This window comes from Pseudomonas sp. HD6515 (assembly GCF_024971855.1).
Classification (GTDB): domain Bacteria; phylum Pseudomonadota; class Gammaproteobacteria; order Pseudomonadales; family Pseudomonadaceae; genus Aquipseudomonas; species Aquipseudomonas alloputida.
In genome coordinates, this window is the sequence record NZ_CP079827.1 from 3799341 (window position 1) to 3817824 (window position 18484).

Consider the following 18484-nt stretch of genomic DNA (forward strand, 5'->3'; position numbering starts at 1 on the left):
ACTACAGCACCGGCTTGCGCGCCGCGCCGCTTCGGGCCTTGGCCATGGCTGCCAGGCGAACCGCAACGTTGGCAGCGCCGTAACCGGCGTACCCCGCCTTGCGCTGGATGATCTCGAAGAAGAAACGCTCCTCGAACGGCTCGGTATAGACGTGGAACAGCTCGCCACCTTGAGCGTCACGGTCGTACAGCACGTTGTAGTACGCCAGTTCGCTGAGGAACTCGTCGTCGAAATCGAAACGCGCCGCCAGGTCGTCGTAGTAGTTCAGCGGGATTTCCAGCAGCGGTACCCCTGCCAGCTTGGCCCGCGCCACTTCGCGGAAGATGTCGTCACAATCGAAAGCGATGTGATGCACACCCGAACCACGGTAGCTTGACAGCGCATGGGCGATGGCGGTGTTGCGGTTTTCCGAGATGTTCAGCGGCAGGCGCAAGGTGCCGCACTGGCTGCGCAGGGCGCGGCTCTTGACCAGGCCATACGGGTCGGGCAGCACCACTTCGTCGTCGGCGGCGAAGTCGAACAAGCTCTTGTAGAACAGCACCCAGCTGTCCAGCGACTCGGCCGGCAAGGCCAGGGCCATGTGGTCGATGCGGCGCAAGCCGCCGGTCGCGGCTGCGTTGTTGTCCAGGCTGAAGTCGGTGTCGTACAGGGTGTGGCCGGCAGTGCCCTGCTCTACCAGGTACAGCAAGCTGCCATCGGGCGCACGCACCGCCGGCACTTCGCATTCGTTGGGGCCGACCAGGCCGCGGAACGGCTGGCCACGGAAGGCGGTGGCCCGCTTCAGGGCCGCTTGCTGGTCCTTGACCCGCAGCGCAGTGGCGCACAGCGACGGGCCATGGGCCTCGAAGAAGTTGTGGCCAAAGGAATACGGTTCGGCGTTCAGCACAATGTTGATATCACCCTGGCGCAGCAGTTGCACTTCTTTGCTGCGGTGCTTGCCGGCTTCGGCAAAGCCCAGGCGCTTCAGCCAGTTGCCCAGGCGCGCGCCGACGGCTTCGTCGACCGCGAACTCCAGGAACTCCACGCCGTCATAAGCGCTGGCCGGCGGCGGGGAGAACAGCACGCCAGGTTCGATCGGCGTGTTTTCCTGCTCCAGGCGCAAGCGGGTCTGCTCTTCGAGGTACAGCAGCGAACGCAAGCCGTCGGCGGCATTCTGCCGGGTCGGTGCGGCGCGGAAGCCGTCGTTGAAGATTTCCAGCGACAGCGGGCCACGGTAACCCGTGGCGAGGATCGGCGCGAGGAAACCGGCCATGTCCATTTCGCCCTGCCCCGGGAAGCAGCGAAAGTGGCGGCTCCACTCCAGCACATCCATGGCCAGGATCGGCGCATCGGCCATTTGCACGAAGAAAATCTTGTCGCCGGGGATGTCGCGGATCGCGCTGGGGTCACCTTTGAGCGACAAGGTGTGGAAGCTGTCGAGGATCACCCCGAGTGCCGGGTGGTCGGCCTGGCGCACCAGGTTCCACACTTGCTGGTAAGTGTTGACGTGGCGGCCCCAGGCCAGCGCTTCGTAACCAATGCGCAGGCCACGCTTGCCGGCATGTTCGCCCAGCAGGCGCAGGTCGTCGACCAACAGTTGCTCGTCACCCAGGGCATCGGCCTGGACGTTGCTGCACACCAGCACCAGGTCGGTACCCAGCTCCTGCATCAGGTCGAACTTGCGTTCGGCGCGGTCGAGGTTTTTCTGCAGGCGGTCACGGCGGCAGCCTTCAAAGTCGCGGAAAGGCTGGAACAAGGTGATGGCAATGCCCAGGTCGGCGCACATCTGGCGCACCTGGCGCGGGCTGCCAGCGTAATAGAGCAGATCGTTCTCGAAGATCTCGACGCCGTCAAAACCGGCGGCGGCGATGGCTTCGAGCTTTTCCGGCAGAGTGCCGCTCAAGGACACGGTAGCGATCGAACGCTGCATGGCGGGAGTTCCTTGTTGTTGGAAGAATACGGTGCCATTCGGGCAAACAACCCCTGTTACAGTTTATGGCACGATCGATTATTCGCAGGTAAAGTCGTCGCTTCAATCTCTTTGTACGGAATGGTTAGTTTTGCGTTCGATTATCGCACAAAACCCGTTTTAGCGAATTGCTAGACCGCGGGCCCGTGGTCAACATGGACCACAGACGCAGGCACACCGACCGTTGCCTCCTGCCTTGGCATAACCTCTGGCGGAACCTGCGCAAACAACAATAACAACGGAGACAACGATGGCTCACTCCAGCTCGCAAGCAAAGAAAGCGACCGCCAGTGGATGGATAGGCTCGGCACTCGAGTACTACGACTTCTTCATCTACGCCCAGGCCGCTGCGCTGATTTTCCCGCAGATTTTCTTCCCTAACACCGACCCGAAAATGGCCATTATTGCCTCGTTGGCCACCTATGGCGTGGGCTACCTGGCACGCCCGATCGGCGCCTTCGTACTGGGCCACTGGGGTGACACCCGCGGTCGCAAGAACGTACTGCTGCTGTGCATGTTCCTGATGGGCCTGTCGACCATGGCTGTCGGCCTGCTACCCACCTACCACGACATCGGCTACCTCGCACCGGCCTTGCTGGTGGTGTTGCGCCTGATCCAGGGCTTTGCCGTGGCCGGGGAAATTTCCGGTGCCAGCTCGATGATCATGGAGCACGCGCCGTTTGGCCGAAGAGGCTACTACGCCAGCTTCACCCTGCAAGGTGTGCAAGCGGGCCAGGTACTGGCGGCGGCGGTATTCCTGCCACTGGCGTACTTCATGCCCAGCGAAGCCTTTACCGAGTGGGGCTGGCGCATTCCGTTCCTGATGAGCGCCATCGTGCTGATTGCCGGCTTCATCATCCGTAAGGAAGTGCACGAAACCCCGGCGTTCGTTCAAGAAGAGAAACAGGACAAGGTTGTCAAGTCGCCCATCAGCGAAGCCTTCCGCCACAGCTGGAAGCACATGGTGCTGGTAATGTTCATGGCCCTGATGAACGTGATCCCGGTCGTGGCCACCATCTTCGGCGCGGCCTACGCGGTGCAGCCGGCGTATGGCATCGGCTTCGACAAGAGCGTGTACCTGTGGATTCCGGTGGTCGGCAACATCGTTGCGGTGCTGGTGATCCCGTTCGTGGGCAACCTGTCTGACAAGATCGGCCGTCGCCCGACCATGATCGCTGGCTGCCTGGGCTCTGGCCTGCTGGCCTTCGTCTACCTGTATGCGATCAGCATCCAGAACGTGCCAATGGCGTTCGCCGCCTCGATCGTCATGTGGGGCATGGTCTACCAGGGTTACAACGCGGTGTTCCCAAGCTTCTACCCAGAGCTGTTCCACACCCGCTACCGCGTTACGGCCATGGCCATCGCGCAGAACATCGGCACCATGCTGACCGCCATGCTGCCCGCGCTGTTCGCAATGGTTGCCCCACCTGGCTCGGACAACATTCCGCTGGTAGTCGGTGGGCTGGCCTTCTTCATCACCGGCGTGTGCGCCCTGGCGGCCTATATTGCCCCGGAAACCCACCGCCTGGCGATGGACGACCTGGGCAACCCAGACGCCAAGCCGATGGAAAAGGCTGCCTATGAAGCCAGCCGTAAAGGTAGCTTTCAGGCGGTGAGCCACTGATAGATTGCAGGGGCTGCCTTGCAGCCCCTTCGCGGGCAAGCCCGCTCACACAGGTACCGTACAGGCTTCAGCCCTGATGCGATCCTTTGAGAGCGGGCTTGCCCGCGAAGGCTTCAGCCCTTGATCACGTCCTGCAGACGTGCCCACAGCCGCTGCACATCCCCCCGCTCGGTCGGCAGCGCACCAATCGAAACCCGCACCATCCACCGCCCGTCCAGTGTAGCCGGCGTCACATAAGCATCGCCGGATGCATTCAACCGCTCGGCCCAACCCTTGGTATGCGCATCCAGCGCCTCCCCTTCAAGCCCCGCCGGTCGATGGCGAATGCACAAGGTCTGCAGCTGTACTGGCGCCAGCACTTCCCACTCCGCCGCCGCCTCGACCTGCCCCGCCAGCCACTGGGCATTATCCAGGTCACGCCGCAGCCGCGCCTGCAATGCATCGACACCCTCGCTGCGCAACATGAACCACAGCTTCAACGCACGGAACCGACGGCCCAGCGGAATGCCCCAGTCGCGCAGGTTCTTCACCTCGCCATCCACCGCCGACTGCAGGTAGCTGGGATTGGTGCTCATCACCCGGATCAGGTGCTGCGGATCGCGCACGTAGTAGATCGAGCAATCGAAGGCCACACCCAGCCATTTGTGCGCGTTGACCACCACCGAATCGGCCAGCTCGATGCCGTCCCACATCCAGCGGCACTCGGGCAGGATCATCGCCGAGCCGGCCATGGCCGAATCAACGTGCAACCACAGCCCATTGGCCTGGGCGATTTCGCCCACCGCGCGCAGCGGGTCGAGGGCAGTGGTCGTCGTGGTGCCGGTGGTGGCAACCACGGCGCAGGGCTGGTTGCCGGCAGCCAGGTCCTGTTCGATCGCCGCCTGCAGTGCTTCTGGGCGAAGGGCGTAGCGGTCGTCGGTGGGGATCAGGCGGATATTGTCGCGGCCAAAACCTGCCAGCAGTGCAGCCTTGTCCACCGAGCTGTGGGCGTGGGCGCTGACATACACGATCAAAGGCTTGGGCTCGGCCTGCAGGCCACCACGTACCAAGGCGTAGTCAGTGGCGCGTTCACGGGCACTGATCAGCGCCACCAGGGTGCTGGTCGAGGCAGTGTCCTGGATCACCCCACTCCACTGGCCAGACAGGCCAAGCAACTGGCGCAGCCAGTCGAGGGTGGTTTCTTCCAGTTCGCTCAGGGCCGGGCTGGATTGCCAGGACAGGCCCAGCACGCCCAGACCGGTACTGAGGAAGTCCCCCAGCACCGAGGACAGGGTGCCATTGGAAGGGAAATAGCCATAGAAATCCGGGTGCTGCCAATGGGACAGGCCGGGCATGACCAGGTTATTGACGTCGTCGAGAATGGCCGCGAAAGGTTCGCCTTGTTGAGGGGCAGTTGCGGGCAAGGCGGCCTTGAGATAGCCAGGTTCGACCTGGGCCATGACCGGGCGTTCGCCCACGGTCTGGCGGTAGTCGGCAATCAGGTCGATCAGTTGGTGGCCGTACTGGCGGAATTGTTCGGGGGTCACGCTAGCTCTCCTGGAGTTATCCATTGCCTGTGCTGGCCCTTTCGCGGGTAAACCCGCGCCTACAGCCGCGAAGAAGCCGCACAATCAACACAATGCCCCAGTCTAGGCACCTATCCCCAACCGAATAACCCCCGCTTCACGCATAGCTGCTATGGCAAACCCGCATGCCCACCCTGCACCCCGAACTGCGACTGACGCCACAGCTCGAACACCCGGTTGCGCAACCAGCGGTGCTCGGCCGAAGCCTGCAGGCGCTGGTGCCACACCACCCAATAGCGCTGGCTGTGGTCAATGAAGCCCAGTGGCCGCCAGGCCAGGTGATGTAAACGGCACAACTGCCGGGCAATATGCTCGGGGACCGTGGCCACTGCCTGACTGTTGGCAATCACTTGTACCGTGGCGCAGAAGAACGGCACTTCCAGGCTGACCCGCCGCTGCAGGCCCTGTGCACGCAAGTGCCGGTCGATGAAGCTGTCCTTGTCGCCACCGCCCGAAATGCGCACATGCTTGTACGCCAGGTAGTCGGCCTGGCTGAGCGCGGCCTGCGCGGCCAACGGATGATCCTGGCGCATCAGGCATACCGCGCGGTCCTCACCCAACAGCCGTCCGTGCAGGTTGGGCGGCGACTCGTCGAACAAGGTGGTCGCCAGGTCGATTTCTCCGCTGGCCAGCAAGGCGTATTGGCCGGCCTGCCAGGTGCGGTACTCCAGCGACACACCTGGCGCTTCGCGCTCCAGCGCCGCCACCAGCAGCGGCAGCATGTGCTCGGCCACATAGTCCGAAGCGGCCAGGCAGAACCGCCGCTCGCAACGCGCCGGGTCGAAGATGGCGGGCTGGCGCAGCGCGTGCAGTTCTTCGAGCACCTGGCGCAAAGGCTCGACCAGGGCTTCGGCGTGTTCGCTAAGCACGTAACCACGCCCTTGGCGCACCAGCAATGGATCATCGAAGGCTTCGCGCAGGTGGGCCAACTGGCGGCTCAGGGCCGATTGGCTGACACCCAGGCGCTCGGCTGCGTGGCTGAGGTTTTTAAGCTGCAACAGGTGGTCGAGGGTACGCAGGTGGGCGAGGCTGAGGGAGGCGAAGGTGGGGTTCATGCAGGCTCCCTGCGGTGGAATTCAAAAGCCTATTCGCGGGCAAGCCCGCTCTCACAGGGTTCTCACATCGTTCAGCATCGTGAAAAACCTGTGGGAGCGGGCTTGCCCGCGAACAGGCCGCAACGCGGCCCCGACGATTACTCGGTCAGGCCAACATAGACGTTCTGCACGTCATCGTGCTCGTCGATCGCCTCGAGGAACGCTTCGACCTCGGCCAACGCTTCAGCACTCAGGCTGGCCGCGCTTACCGGGTTTTTAGGGGTGTAGCCGATTTTTGCCGCAGTCACGGTGAAACCATGCTCTGGCAGGGCCTTCTGCACCGCGTCCAGGTCGGTGGTGTCGGTGATGAACAGGGTCGAGCCCTCTTCTTCACCTTCCTCGAAGTCCTGGGCACCGGCTTCGATCGCGGCCATTTCCGGATCAGCGTCAGCGCTCGCAGGCGTGGCTTCGATCAGGCCTACATGGTTGAAGTCCCACGCTACCGAACCGCTGGCACCCAGCTGGCCCTTGCGGAACAGCACGCGGATCTGCGCGACGGTGCGGTTGATGTTGTCGGTCAGGCACTCGACGATCAGCGGTACCTGGTGCGGTGCGAAACCTTCATAGCTCACCGCATGGTATTGCACGGCATCACCGTCCAGGCCAGCGCCCTTACGGATTGCCCGATCCAGGGTCTCGCGGGTCATCGAAGCTTTCTTGGCTTGCACGATGGCCAGGCGCAGGCGCGGGTTCATGTCGGGATCGGCACCCGACTTGGCCGCGATCTGGATTTCCTTGGACAGCTTGCCCATGATCTTGCCTTTGGCATTGGCCGCTGTTTCTCTATGTTTGGCTTTCCACTGTGCGCCCATGTCGACTCTCTTGTTTCAGCGGCCGGTTCAGGAAGCGACCGGCCAAAAGTGGGTGCATTTTATACGCCCTCGAGCATGGGATCGACAAGAAATCTCATCAGCCTTTATCGGCCTTGCCCGCCGCCGCGGCAAACCGCGCCAACCGCACGTCCAGCCTTCGCGGGCGCACACCACGATCTTCGGCCTGCTCCTTGCGGCGGATGGCATTGCGCACCATCAGCGAGCCCAGGTAGCGGATCGGCTCGGGCGGGAACAACCCCAGCGGCCCTTTGACCAGCGGCGACCGGGTCCACGGGTTGTCCAGCCCCAGCGCCAGCGACGAAAGAATCTGCCCGCCCATGTGGCACGGGCCAACACCGCTGCCGGAGTAACCAAAGCCATAGAACACGTTGCCCTGCCCGTCCAACCGACCAAAGAACGGCAGGCCGGTTACCGAGCGATCCGACGGCCCGTTCCAGCTGGCCGCCAGTGGCACCTCGGCCAAGGCCGGGAAAAAGCCGCCAAGGCTTTCGCGCAGCAACCGCCGATACGGCGACGGCTGGTCGAACACCGGCAACATGCGCCCGCCATAGGAAAACGTGTTGCCGCCCTTGCCGAGCATCAGCCGGCCATCGGAGGTGTTGTGGTAGTAGTGCACGAAAATACGCGAGTCGAGCACGCTGATGCCGCTGTCCAGGCCGATCTGGCGCAGCAGCTCGGGGCACGGTTCGGTAATGACCATGTCGCTGGAAACGATCGCCACACTGCGCTCGAACTGCGGGAAGACGCGCGCCATCCAGGCATTGAGGCCCAGCACGACACGGTCGGCGCGCAGCGTGCCGTGGGCCGTGCGTACCTGCACCGGGGCGCCGTGTTCCAGGCCGGTCATGGCGGTGCCTTCGTAGAGGCGCACGCCGCGCTGCAAGGCCACGCGGCGCAGGCCGCGCACCAGTTTGCCAGGCTGCACGGTGGCGGCGGCCGGCGAGAACCAGCCCTCCAGGTGCCGTCCCGAACCGGCCAGGCGCTGCACCTGCTCCAGCGGCAAGCGGCGGAACGAGTTGATGCCCTTGTGCTCCAACGCGGCGATCACCGCGTCGGTGGCACCGACCTGCGCTGCGTTGGTGGCCGTGTACAGCGTGCCGTCCAGGCGGTAGTCGCAGTCGATGCCATTGGCCGCGCAGAACACACCGATGTCTGCGATGCTGCGCTCCGACTCGCGCACCAGCCGCACCGCCTCCGCCGCCCCGAACAGGCGTTCGAGGGTGAAGTACTTGGCCGACCAGGACAACGCACACCCCCCATTGCGGCCGCTGGCACCGGCACCACAGATGTCGGCCTCGATCAGCACCACATCCAGGGCCGGCACCGCTTCCTTGAGCATCAGTGCCGTCCACAGGCCGGTGTAGCCGCCACCGACAATGCACACATCGCAACGGGTATCGCCTTGCAGCGGCGGGCATACCGCCTCCCGCGCCGAATCCAGGGCCTGTTGCAGCCAGAAGGGTCTCATTCGCTCGCTTTCCTTTAAGTACGCAGTGGCTTGATTGCCATGCTGGTGTTCGGTGCCACGTCGGTGCATTGCGCGCTGCTGGCCGGGCGGCTGTTCCAGTGCGGCAGCAACACCAGCGCCGAGAACAGCGCACAGCCCGCGAACACGATGAACACCGTGACGCCGTCGAAGTAACCCGGCAGCAGCCCACCCAGCACCGCGCCCACCGAGCCACAGCCGTTGACGAAACCTGCTGCGGTGGCGCCGGCCTTGGCGGTGCCGAAGTCGATGGCTGCAGCGCCGCTGATCATCGAGTCCGGCCCGTACAGGGTCAGGCCCATGACGAACAGCAGCGCCACCACCAGCAGCACGCTGCCGGTGTGCATGGCCGCCATGAACGCCGCCAGTGTCACGGTCAGCAGCACCAGGCTGATCACGCAGGCCGGCATGCGCCGGGCGCCAAACAGTTTGTCGGAGGCCAGGCCGATCATGATCGGGCCAAGCAGCCCGGCCAGTTCGAAAGCAGTCGGGATGATTGCCGCGCCCACTTTGCCCACCGAGGGCATCTGCTCGAAGACGATTACAGGGCCCCACAGCAAGATGGCGTAGCGCGCCGGCTTCAGCAGGAAGTACGCCAGGCCCAGGGTCAACACCGTGCGGTTGCGCAAGATTTCCCGCAGGGGTGCCCACACGCTGCACAGGTTGTTGGCCGGGGCCATGCTTTGCGGCTCGGGCTCAACCGCCGGCAAGCCGACGTCCTCGGGTTTGTTGCGCTGCAGGAAGAAGAACAGCACCGCCACCAGCGCCACCACGACCGCGCTGGAGAAGAACGCCGCATGCCAGGTGCCCACCAGGGTGTAGGCCCACCAGCCCGCGAACGGCGACGCCACCAGGCCGCCGAAGGCATAGCAGGAACTCCACAGGCCCAGCACCCGCCCGCGCTGCGAAGCCGGGAAGAAGCTGCCGATGTTCTTGCACAAGCCGGCCCAGCCGGTGGATTGCGCCAGGCCCTGTACCAGCATGCAGGTGGCGAAGATCGGGAAGGTTGCGTAACTGCCCATCACCACTGCCGCCGCCGCAGAAATCAGCAACCCGCCCAGCACGACCACGCGCGGGCCGAAGCGGTCGGCAAGCATGCCCCAGGTGAATTGGCCCACGGCATAGGCGGCCAGGTAGATGGCGTCCAGGTTGGCCATGGCGGCCTTGTCGAGCATGAAGCCTGGGTCTTCGGCGATGCCCAGTTTGGCCACCGAGAAGGCTTTGCGGGTGAAGTAGAAGGCGGCGTAAGCCAGCCAGGTGATGGCGAAAATCTGGATGCGCCAGCGTTTGAACGCGGCTAGGGATTGGTTCATGTAAGTCTGACCTCTTGCTCAAGTGTGCCGGCAGAATGTGAAGAAACGCCTGTCTTGTTCTTGTGTTACGCACAGCGATGACGAGGCTGTCATCGGGTCAGGTGGCGCCGTGTGAGCGCCATGGCCCTGGCGGCATTCGTGGTGCCAGCGTCGGGCTGAAATCCATGGAAACAGTTGCTGTAAGATAAATAAAATCGATTTATCGTATTACACACATAAGCCCAGCTTGTTACTGAGGTCGTCATGTCGGTTTCCCACGCTCAACTCAAGGCTTTCCACGCGGTGGCCGTACACGGCAGCTTTACCCGCGCCGCTGAAAGGCTGTTTCTTACCCAGCCTGCGGTGTCCGATCAGGTGCGCAAACTGGAGGAGCGCTTCGGCGTATTGCTGTTCCACCGCAACAAACGCTCGGTGCAGCTCACCGACCTTGGCGAGCGGCTGCTGGGCATCAGCCAACGCCTGTTCGCCTGCGAGGCCGAGGCACAAGAGCTGCTGCACGACTCGCGTGCGCTGCACACCGGCAGCCTGGTGCTGGCAGTGGATGCGCCGGTGCACGTGCTGCCGCAGATCGCCCGCTTCTGCCAGCGTTATCCGGGTATCCAGGTGAAGATCGAAACCGGCAATACCGACGAATCGCTGGCGCGGCTGTTCAGCTATCAGGCCGACCTGGCCCTGCTGGGGCGGGATGTCGACGATGAGCGCCTGCATTGCCTGCCGCTGCGTCGTGACCCGATGGTGGCGTTCGTTTCCCACCACCACCCATGGGCCAGCCGTGGCTCGATCAGCCTGGCCGACCTGGACGACACACCACTGGTGCTGCGCGAGCCCGGCTCGGTGACGCGGCAGACGCTGGAGGAAGAGATGCAACGTGCCGGCCTGCGGATACGCGCAGCGATCCAGGTGGAAGGCCGGGAAGCGGCGCGTGAAGCGGTGGTGGTAGGGATTGGTGTGGGCGTGGTGTCGGCGGCGGAGTTCGGTGCCGATGCGCGGGTGTGTGCGTTGCCGATCGTCGATTGCCAGCGGCATTTGACCGAGACCCTGGTGTGCCTGAGCGAGCAGCGTACGCGCCGGGTGGTGGCGACTTTCCTGCAGATGGTCGAGGAAGGGGTGTAGGCCAGATCAGGCAACCCAACTATGCTGGGATAACCCCAATCCCCGGCCCCCACCCCATGCTCTACCGCCTTGCCGCCGACACCCTGGTGCTGCTGCACCTGGCCTTCATCCTGCTGGTGCTGTTCGGCGGGCTGCTGGTGCTGCGCTGGCGCCCTGCCCTGTTGCTGCACTTGCCGGCCCTGGCCTGGGGCCTGGCGGTGGAGTGCCTGCACCTGGGCTGCCCGCTGACCACCTGGGAAAACCGCATGCGCAATGCCGCCGGTGACGCAGGTTACCAGGGCAGCTTCGTCGAGCACTACGTCTGGCCACTGATCTACCCCGCCGGCCTGACCCCGCAGATCCAGCTGCTGCTGGGCACCCTCGTGCTGGCGCTGAACCTCGGCATCTACAGCTACGTGGCCTGGCGCTGGCGCCGCCCTAGCGGGTAGCGATCACGAACAACCGCGGGAAGGGCAACAGGACCTTGCCATCAGAGGCCGGCGGATAATCGCGCTGCATGGCCTGCAGGTACATCTGCAGGAAGTCGGCCTGCTCCTGCTCATCAAGCCTGGCCAGATAAGGCCGCAACGCCGAGCCCTTGAACCATTCCACTACCGCTTCGGCGCCCCCCATCAACGGGTGATGATAGGTGGTGCGCCACACATCCACCCGTGCGCACAGCGGGCTGAGCAAGTCGTAGTAGAACGCCGCGTTGTGCCGTGGCGGCAGCTGCAAGTCGGCGAACTTCGCCGCCCAGGGGCCTTGGCTTGCGATCTCGCGCAACTGCCGGTGGGCCGGCTCGTCGAGGTTGTCCGGGGTCTGCACGGCCAGGCTGGCGCCTTCGCTGAGCTGGCGCACCAGGTGCGGATACAGCAAGGCGTGGTCAGGTACCCATTGCAGCGAGGCATTGGCCAGGATCAGGTCCTGCGGCTCGGGGGCAGCCCAGCCGGCAATGTCGGCAATGACCGTGCGCACACGCGGGATGCACAGCCGCTTGCGCTCACGGGCCTTGTCGATCATGTCCGGGTCGCTGTCCAGCGCCGTCACCTGAGCATCGGGGTAACGTTGCAGCAGCACTTCGGTCGAGTTACCGGGGCCGCACCCCAGGTCGGTGGCGTGGCGCACCGGCCGTGGCGGGATGGCGGCAATCAGGTCGCGTACGGCGCGTGTGCGTTCGTCTTCGAACAGGGAATACTGGTTGGCAGACCAGGCCATGTGCGGCTCCTTTGGGCGGGCAGTGTGCCTAGCATATGCCATCTGTCGCCCGGCGGGACGGTTGCGAACGGATTACCCCGGAACTGATCACCTCTGCTTGAAGTCAGTCCTTGCATGCGCACGCCCGTGAAGACCTACATCGCCCTCGCCATCCTGGCCCTGATCGCTGCGGCCGCCCTGCTCGGTTCACCGTGGATGAACCAGCGTTTCCACATGCCTGCAGAAAAAGCCCAGGCCCAACAACGCGAAACGGCCGGGTCCCCAAGGGAGCCGGCCGTTTCCAGACGCGAGTGACGCTTAGTGCTGCTTGCTACCAGAGCGGATCTGGTGCACCACACCCATCGCCACCACGACCGCCGCAGCGATACCGGTGGAAATGACCAGAATCTGGTAGTCAGGCATGAAGGCCATGGTGACCAGGGCAGCCACGATGAACGCGATCACCAGGTAGGTCAGCCACGGGAACAGCCACATCTTCAGGCGTACTTCCTTGCCCTCGGCAATCAGCTTGCGGCGCATGCGCAGCTGCGAGAAGGCGATGACCAGATACACCAGCAGGGCGATCATGCCGGTGGTGTTCATCAGGGTGTCCAGCACGTCTTTCGGGCGCAGGGTCTCGCTGAAGTTGATCAATGCACACACTACGGCCACGGCGCACGAGCCCATGATCGCGTACACCGGTACACCGGTACCGGCGCGGGTGATCTTGAAGAACGACGGCGCATCGCCACGCTGGGCCAGGGAGAACAGCATGCGCGAAGCGGTGTAGTGGCCCGAGATCAGGCAGCTGCTCACCGAAGTCAGCACCACGAAGTTCATCAGCAGCTCGGCATACGGCACGCCCAGCAGTTCCAGGGTACGGCGATAGGCGCCATAGCCAGAAACACCCAGGTGCGGGTCGTTCCACGGTACCAGGCAGACGATCAGGAAGATCGAGCCGACGTAGAACAGGCACACACGCCAGACCACCGAGTTGGTCGCCTTGACGATCTGCGCAGCCGGGTCTTTGGCTTCGGAAGCGGCGATGGTGACGATTTCGGCGCCGAGGAAGGCGAACATCACCCCGAGCAAGGCACCGATCACAGTGGTGATGCCATTGGGCATGAAGCCTTCGGCGGTGAGGTGGCTGATGCCACGCACTTCACCGAACTGCCAGATGTTCATCACGGCAGCGGTACACACGATCAGGAAGCAGACGATCGCAATCACCTTGATCAAGGCGAACCAGAACTCGAACTCACCGTAGTGCTTGACGTTGAAGAAGTTGACGGTGATCAGCAACAGGGTCGTGGCCAGCACGAACACGTTGACGCTGACGTCGGGGAAGAAACCATGCAGGATCTTGCCCGCCACATAAGCTTCCCAGGCCATGAGAATGACCCAGTACCACCAGTACAGCCAGCCGATGGTGAAACCGGCCCAACGGCCAATGGCGCGGTCGGCGTAGGTTGAGAACGAGCCGGTGTCAGGCGAGGAAGTCGCCATTTCACCCAGCATGCGCATGATCAGCACCACCAGGATGCCGCCTGCCAGGTAGGCCAGGACAGCGGCTGGGCCGGCACTGTGGATTACGCTGCCGGAACCGACGAACAAGGCGCCGCCAATAACCCCGGCGATCGACATCATCGTCAGGTGGCGCGACTTCAGCGAGGCACTGAGCTTGCTCTCGTGCCCGCTTTTCGCGGTGGTGGTTGTGGATGTTGCGTCCATCAGTTGTGTACCCCGTGCTTCTTTTTATCCAAGGAAAACTGTGAAACCCCGATGGCTGGCGATTTCACCTGTACATCAGTGCTAATGCGGGCAGGATGGTGTGAACTTACACACGCAGGCCTTCCATGGCGGCCTGCTGACGCGCCCCAGGGCGACTGCCTGAGGCGAACTGAACATGCTTTATGTGGCGATATCCGACACCTAATGTAAAAATGTCCGACGCAGAGAGCCATGCACAGTGGCATGAATCTCGCACTGCACTGTATAGGTCGCCCATGCAGTACACCCTGCAGACGCCAGGCGATACGCACCCTGAAGGCCCCGAATGTTCGAATTACATCCAGACTCCTCTACCCCGCTGGTCAACCAGATCATCGATGGGCTGCGCGAGCTGATCGACAACCAAACCCTCAAGCCAGGCGCCAAGGTCCCGTCGATCCGCGCCTTTGCCGCCAGCTATTCGGTGAGTACCTTCACCGTGGTCGAGGCCTACGACCGCCTGGTCGCCCAGGGGCTGCTGGTGAGCCGTGGCAATGCGGGGTTCTTCGTCAACCGTGCGGCGGGCGAACTGCTGGAGCAGCACAACACCGAGGCCGACACCAGTCGACCAACGTTCAACTCCGAGTGGTACCTGCAGCAGATTTTCGAAATCCGCCAGTTGCCGTACAAACCGGGGTGCGGCTGGCTGCCCAACGACTGGATGTACGAAGACGGCCTGCGCCGCGGCCTGCGCCAGGTGGCCGGCAGCCCGCTGGAGTTGTCGGGGTACGGCGACCCCATGGGCCTGATGGAGCTGCGTGCGCTGACCGCCCAGAACCTGCAACAAGAGCTGTCGATCGTCGCCAACCCAGCACAGCTGATGCTCACCCACGGCGCCAGCCAGGCCCTGGACCTGGCCGCACGCACACTGGTACGCCCGGGCGATGTGGTGCTGGTGGACGACCCCGGCTACCCGAACCTCATGAGCATTCTGCGTACCCAGGGCGCGACCTTGGTCGGCGTGCCGCGAACCCCGGCCGGCTACGACCTGAATCAGCTGGAACAGTTGCTGACACACCACCGTCCGACCGCGTTTTTCACCCAGCCACACCTGCACAGCCCGACCTGCTCGCGCACCCCGCTGCCGCAGTTGCACCGCTTGCTGCAACTGGCCAGCCAGCACGGCTTCCGCCTGGTGGAGAACAACCTGTACGCCGACATGGTTGCCGAGCCGCAACCGTGCCTGGCCAGCCTCGATCACCTGCAGCAGGTGGTGTACGTGGGCAGCTACTCGAAGAGCATCTCGCCCAACGTGCGGGTCGGCTACATGCTGGCCAATCCTGAGCTGATGCAGAAACTGCTGCACCTGAAAATGCGTTCGGGCCTGACCACTTCGCAGGTGATGGAGCGCGTGGTGTACGCCGCGATCATCGACGGCCGCTGGCGTAAGCACCTCAAGCGCCTGCGCCAGCGGCTGGCCGAGGCGCACCAGGAAGTTGGCCGGCATCTGCATCGATTAGGCTTCGAACTGTTTACCGAATCGGATGAAGGCATGTACATCTGGACCCGCCACCCGGCCATTCCCGACAGTGCCGCGTTGCTGGATGATGCGCTGGAGAAAGGCATCATGCTCGGCCCAGGGCAGTTGTTCATGGTCGACGCCAAGGCGACCGGGTGGATGCGCTTCAACGTGGCGTTCAGTACGGACCCGGCGATGTGGGAGTTGTTGGAGAAGGTCTTCGTCAAGCATGTGCGCCGGGGTGGGATGTAGTTCGCCACGACATCCGCACCGCCTGTGAGATCAAGCGCCGCCCGCGCGCCACGACATCTCACAGGCATTGAAGATGTTGTGGCCTGCACTTATTGGCTCCATCACCCCCTTCGCGCTTGCTCCTCTCGCCCCAAATATTCCTGGCGCGTTAGAGCCTGTGACTACAAGGAGCAGGTGCAGGAAAGTGACTGGGGCAGGGAGCAGGTTTGAACTGTGTGATCAAAGAAGTTAAGAAGAAGTGTTGTGCCTCATGAGCCACCGAATTATAAAGACTGCATCTACTGCATCCCGCCAGAGTCAGGCCTACCGCCACTGTAGGTGGTTTTCAATTCTCCCTATCCCGGCGTGAGAATTATAGGGGCTTACAGCTGACGCCCCTACAACCTGGACAAAGCCGGGGGCCCAATCGAACGAATGGATTGGAGAGAGGCCCGGATCACAGCAGGCGGCGTCGAGTTAGTCAAATTACAAACAAGTCGACTTCCGCCTTCAGACGCGAACAAAGTGATGATAGATAGGCTCGAAAAAAATCCACAGAGCAAACTACAAGCAACCGACATCGACAAGCGATTTTTCATACATGAAATAAGGGAGCTTGAGCACCTCCGCGCCCTTGGCATTGCTGATAAAATTCTACCAACTGATGGCGGCGAGACTTGGAACAATATTCACGCAGCCACTTTGGAAGACTATCAGCCTGAATCAGACGCCGAGCTATTATATACAGCGGAAGCGCTAGAAACAGAGGTAATTCAGCTTGAGCGGGAAAACCATGGATATCATTCACGATGTAATTAAAAACGAATCTCCTACGGATGTAATTTTATTTTTCACCAGAGGCACTGGCATCTCCCACCCGCAACTAGACAGGTTGTACACCCAGAACAATTGGATTCACTTAGGTGACTGCATTGGCCTCATCGAACTGATCAGAAAAATGACGATCGACGGCTTGATTGAGCAAAAAGCCGGTGGATATGTGAAAGGTCCAAAATGGACTGCACCAAAATTCATGCTCGAAAATAAGTACACTTTCAATCAAAGTTGACAGCACACCAGCGGGCGTTGGCCGACGTACCCGGTGCGGTGCAGTTCGTCGGCGACACTGACGCCATCGGCATCGCGAATGGCCAGCGCCTCGGCCAGCGCGAGGCTGCCGGTGAACACCGCCGAGCCGAACAGGGCCGGGATGAAGCGCGCGCCCTCCTCGTTGGTCCATACGGCAATGTCCAGTGGCTTGCGGGTTTGGATGTCCAGGTCGCTCAGGCGCCGCACCACTTGACCGAGGCCTGATGCCACAACTTGGATCCCATCTTGTGACGAGGTATGCTAGGCAATAGCTAAACGCCACTACCCAGGCAGGCTTGATGCCTGCCTTCAAGGATGAGCCCTTTGCCCAGCCACCCGACCCGCCACACCATCGCCCGCCAGTGGCAACTGCTCAAGTTACTGCCCAGCCGCCACCCAGGCATGAGCTCCACCCAGTTGCAGGCTGCCCTGACAACCGTGGGCCATTCCACCAGCAAACGCACCGTCGAGCGCGACCTGGTGGAGCTCGCCGCACTGTTCCCGCTACAGTGCAACAGTAAAGGCATGCCTTATGGCTGGTACTGGCAACCGGGCTTGAGCCTGGGCGAAGCGCAGCAGCTGCAACCCGACGCACTTACCCCCCCGACACACGTTGTACTGTATGCCTGGGTCGATGACGCGCTGGCCCGCCGCCTGGAACAGTCACCCCTGTCCGTCGATATGCAACTGACGCCGCAGGCTGGCGGCGGCGCCGCGCTGGTGGCCACCGTCGACGACAACCGCGCGCTGATGGGCTGGCTGCTGTCCCAGGCGGGTTCGATCCGCATCCAGGCGCCGCAGGCGCTACGTGCGGCCATGATTGAACAATTGCGCCAGAGCCTGGCGCTGCATGAGGGCGAAGGCGGCTGCAAGCAATAGCGCCAACGGCGTCAGTAGGTTCCCGGATACGCCCCGCCATCAATCAGCAGGTTCTGCCCGGTGATGTACCCGGCATGCGCACTGCACAGAAATGCGCAATACGCGCCAAACTCCGCGGCTTCGCCAAAACGCGACGCCGGAATGGCCTTGCGCCGCGCCTGGGCAGTGACGTCCACATCACCACCCGCAGCCTTCAAGGTCTTTTGCAGGCGCGCCGTGTCGAACGCCCCAGGCAACAGGTTGTTGAGTGTCACATTGCGGCCCGCCAGGCGCTGCTGCCGGGCCAGGCCGGCAATGAATCCGGTCAGGCCACTGCGGGCACCGTTGGATAAACCCAGCATGTCGATCGGTGCCTTCACCGCGCCGGAGGTGATGTTCACCACCCGGCCAAAACCACGTTCGGCCATACCATCGACCACCGCCTTGATCAGCTCGATGGGCGTGAGCATGTTGGCATCCAGCGCCTTCAGCCAGTCATCACGCCCCCAATCACGGAAGTCCCCCGGTGGCGGGCCACCGGCGTTGTTGACCAGAATGTCGACCTGCGGGCAGGCCGCCAACAGCGCCAGGCGCACCTTGGGATCGGCCACATCACCTGCCACGGTATGGACCTCGATGCCCGGGCAGACCCTGCGCAACTCGCTGGCGGTCTGCTCCAGGGTGGCCTGGGTACGGGCATTGATGACCAGGTTGACGCCTTCTTTGCCCAGCGCTTCGGCGCAGCCTTTGCCAAGGCCTTGGCTGGCCGCGCAGACGATGGCCCAGCGGCCGGTGATGCCTAGATCCATTGGTTTGCTCCTAGATGCAATCAGGGTTACAGGGTGACTGACAGGCACTGCCGGGGCAATCTAGAGCACAGGACAGGGCCACCGATAATGAAAAGAACTGATCCACCGATAACCGCCGC

General features: G+C 62.9%; 16 protein-coding genes and 1 pseudogene. 7 read left to right on the plus strand and 10 right to left on the minus strand.

Translation table 11 applies throughout. The features are described 5' to 3' along the window. Nucleotide 1 precedes the first annotated feature (1 nt). Entirely contained in the window at nt 2–1909 is a 1908-nt protein-coding gene (gene quiC / locus KW568_RS17460; protein ID WP_004575405.1) for a 3-dehydroshikimate dehydratase QuiC, read from the minus strand. 289 nt (nt 1910–2198) lie between these two features. On the opposite strand from quiC, the gene KW568_RS17465 reads away from it, so the two are divergent. Beyond that, the gene (locus KW568_RS17465) at nt 2199–3572 is read left to right on the plus strand and encodes an MFS transporter (RefSeq protein ID WP_003250787.1); all 1374 of its coding nucleotides are present in this window, start codon (nt 2199–2201) and stop codon (nt 3570–3572) included. Nucleotides 3573–3685: 113 nt separating this feature from the next. On the opposite strand, the gene KW568_RS17470 is transcribed toward KW568_RS17465, so the two are convergent. The 5 genes from KW568_RS17470 to KW568_RS17490 form a co-directional block, all read right to left on the minus strand. Then, nucleotides 3686–5098, minus strand: coding sequence for a DOPA decarboxylase (locus KW568_RS17470; protein ID WP_003250785.1), 1413 nt, complete (start codon nt 5096–5098; stop codon nt 3686–3688). Nucleotides 5099–5247: 149 nt separating this feature from the next. Further along, complete coding sequence (locus KW568_RS17475; protein WP_003250783.1) at nt 5248–6192, minus strand: LysR family transcriptional regulator; 945 nt, start codon at nt 6190–6192, stop codon at nt 5248–5250. 137 nt (nt 6193–6329) lie between these two features. After that, nucleotides 6330–7043, minus strand: coding sequence for a YebC/PmpR family DNA-binding transcriptional regulator (locus tag KW568_RS17480; protein WP_004575404.1), 714 nt, complete (start codon nt 7041–7043; stop codon nt 6330–6332). 97 nt (nt 7044–7140) lie between these two features. Then, a complete protein-coding gene (locus tag KW568_RS17485; protein ID WP_004575403.1) occupies nt 7141–8532 on the minus strand; it encodes an FAD-dependent oxidoreductase in 1392 nt (463 codons plus the stop codon). Nucleotides 8533–8546: 14 nt separating this feature from the next. After that, entirely contained in the window at nt 8547–9863 is a 1317-nt protein-coding gene (locus KW568_RS17490; RefSeq protein ID WP_004575402.1) for an MFS transporter, read from the minus strand. A 243-nt stretch (nt 9864–10106) separates the two neighbouring features. Here KW568_RS17490 and KW568_RS17495 point away from each other — a divergent pair, with 243 nt between their 5' ends. Together KW568_RS17495 and KW568_RS17500 are read left to right on the plus strand one after the other, a co-directional pair. Then, complete coding sequence (locus tag KW568_RS17495; protein WP_003250776.1) at nt 10107–10976, plus strand: LysR substrate-binding domain-containing protein; 870 nt, start codon at nt 10107–10109, stop codon at nt 10974–10976. A gap of 56 nt (nt 10977–11032) precedes the next feature. Next, entirely contained in the window at nt 11033–11404 is a 372-nt protein-coding gene (locus KW568_RS17500) for a DUF2784 domain-containing protein (RefSeq protein WP_003250774.1), read from the plus strand. Here the strand turns inward: KW568_RS17500 and tam are convergent. Beyond that, nucleotides 11394–12170 carry a trans-aconitate 2-methyltransferase gene (gene tam / locus KW568_RS17505; RefSeq protein ID WP_003250773.1) on the minus strand — a complete coding sequence of 259 codons (777 nt, stop codon included), beginning with the start codon at nt 12168–12170 and terminating at the stop codon, nt 11394–11396. The two genes, KW568_RS17500 and tam, sit on opposite strands and share 11 nt — an antisense overlap. A gap of 114 nt (nt 12171–12284) precedes the next feature. Here tam and KW568_RS17510 point away from each other — a divergent pair, with 114 nt between their 5' ends. After that, on the plus strand, nt 12285–12464 hold the full coding sequence (locus tag KW568_RS17510; protein ID WP_004575401.1) for a hypothetical protein: 180 nt from the start codon (nt 12285–12287) through the stop codon (nt 12462–12464). A gap of 3 nt (nt 12465–12467) precedes the next feature. Here the strand turns inward: KW568_RS17510 and KW568_RS17515 are convergent, their stop codons facing one another. Continuing rightward, the gene (locus KW568_RS17515; protein ID WP_004575400.1) at nt 12468–13880 is read right to left on the minus strand and encodes an amino acid permease; all 1413 of its coding nucleotides are present in this window, start codon (nt 13878–13880) and stop codon (nt 12468–12470) included. 325 nt (nt 13881–14205) lie between these two features. Between KW568_RS17515 and KW568_RS17520 the strand changes: the two genes are divergently transcribed. Continuing rightward, entirely contained in the window at nt 14206–15630 is a 1425-nt protein-coding gene (locus KW568_RS17520; RefSeq protein ID WP_003250769.1) for a PLP-dependent aminotransferase family protein, read from the plus strand. A 772-nt stretch (nt 15631–16402) separates the two neighbouring features. Next, complete coding sequence (locus KW568_RS17525) at nt 16403–16678, plus strand: hypothetical protein (protein ID WP_004575399.1); 276 nt, start codon at nt 16403–16405, stop codon at nt 16676–16678. Between the two features lie 8 nt (nt 16679–16686). Here the strand turns inward: KW568_RS17525 and KW568_RS17530 are convergent. Beyond that, a pseudogene (locus KW568_RS17530) lies at nt 16687–16929 on the minus strand (Zn-dependent hydrolase); the annotation flags it as partial. Between the two features lie 93 nt (nt 16930–17022). On the opposite strand from KW568_RS17530, the gene KW568_RS17535 reads away from it, so the two are divergent. Further along, nucleotides 17023–17577: a WYL domain-containing protein gene (locus KW568_RS17535; protein WP_004575397.1), complete on the plus strand. Its 555-nt coding sequence runs from the start codon at nt 17023–17025 to the stop codon at nt 17575–17577. An 11-nt stretch (nt 17578–17588) separates the two neighbouring features. Here KW568_RS17535 and KW568_RS17540 read toward each other — a convergent pair whose 3' ends face one another. Next, complete coding sequence (locus KW568_RS17540; protein ID WP_004575396.1) at nt 17589–18365, minus strand: SDR family oxidoreductase; 777 nt, start codon at nt 18363–18365, stop codon at nt 17589–17591. Between the last annotated feature and the right edge of the window lie 119 nt (nt 18366–18484).

Bases quoted from the DNA above. Each gene is read 5' to 3' on its own strand.
- KW568_RS17480 (WP_004575404.1), bottom strand. From the start codon at position 7,043: ATGGGCGCACAGTGGAAAGCCAAACATAGAGAAACAGCGGCCAATGCC.
- KW568_RS17525 (WP_004575399.1), top strand. From the start codon at position 16,403: ATGGATATCATTCACGATGTAATTAAAAACGAATCTCCTACGGATGTA.
- KW568_RS17475 (WP_003250783.1), bottom strand. From the start codon at position 6,192: ATGAACCCCACCTTCGCCTCCCTCAGCCTCGCCCACCTGCGTACCCTC.
- KW568_RS17485 (WP_004575403.1), bottom strand. From the start codon at position 8,532: ATGAGACCCTTCTGGCTGCAACAGGCCCTGGATTCGGCGCGGGAGGCG.
- KW568_RS17500 (WP_003250774.1), top strand. From the start codon at position 11,033: ATGCTCTACCGCCTTGCCGCCGACACCCTGGTGCTGCTGCACCTGGCC.
- KW568_RS17490 (WP_004575402.1), bottom strand. From the start codon at position 9,863: ATGAACCAATCCCTAGCCGCGTTCAAACGCTGGCGCATCCAGATTTTC.
- quiC (WP_004575405.1), bottom strand. From the start codon at position 1,909: ATGCAGCGTTCGATCGCTACCGTGTCCTTGAGCGGCACTCTGCCGGAA.
- KW568_RS17520 (WP_003250769.1), top strand. From the start codon at position 14,206: ATGTTCGAATTACATCCAGACTCCTCTACCCCGCTGGTCAACCAGATC.
- KW568_RS17540 (WP_004575396.1), bottom strand. From the start codon at position 18,365: ATGGATCTAGGCATCACCGGCCGCTGGGCCATCGTCTGCGCGGCCAGC.
- KW568_RS17515 (WP_004575400.1), bottom strand. From the start codon at position 13,880: ATGGACGCAACATCCACAACCACCACCGCGAAAAGCGGGCACGAGAGC.
- KW568_RS17510 (WP_004575401.1), top strand. From the start codon at position 12,285: ATGCGCACGCCCGTGAAGACCTACATCGCCCTCGCCATCCTGGCCCTG.
- tam (WP_003250773.1), bottom strand. From the start codon at position 12,170: ATGGCCTGGTCTGCCAACCAGTATTCCCTGTTCGAAGACGAACGCACA.
- KW568_RS17465 (WP_003250787.1), top strand. From the start codon at position 2,199: ATGGCTCACTCCAGCTCGCAAGCAAAGAAAGCGACCGCCAGTGGATGG.
- KW568_RS17495 (WP_003250776.1), top strand. From the start codon at position 10,107: ATGTCGGTTTCCCACGCTCAACTCAAGGCTTTCCACGCGGTGGCCGTA.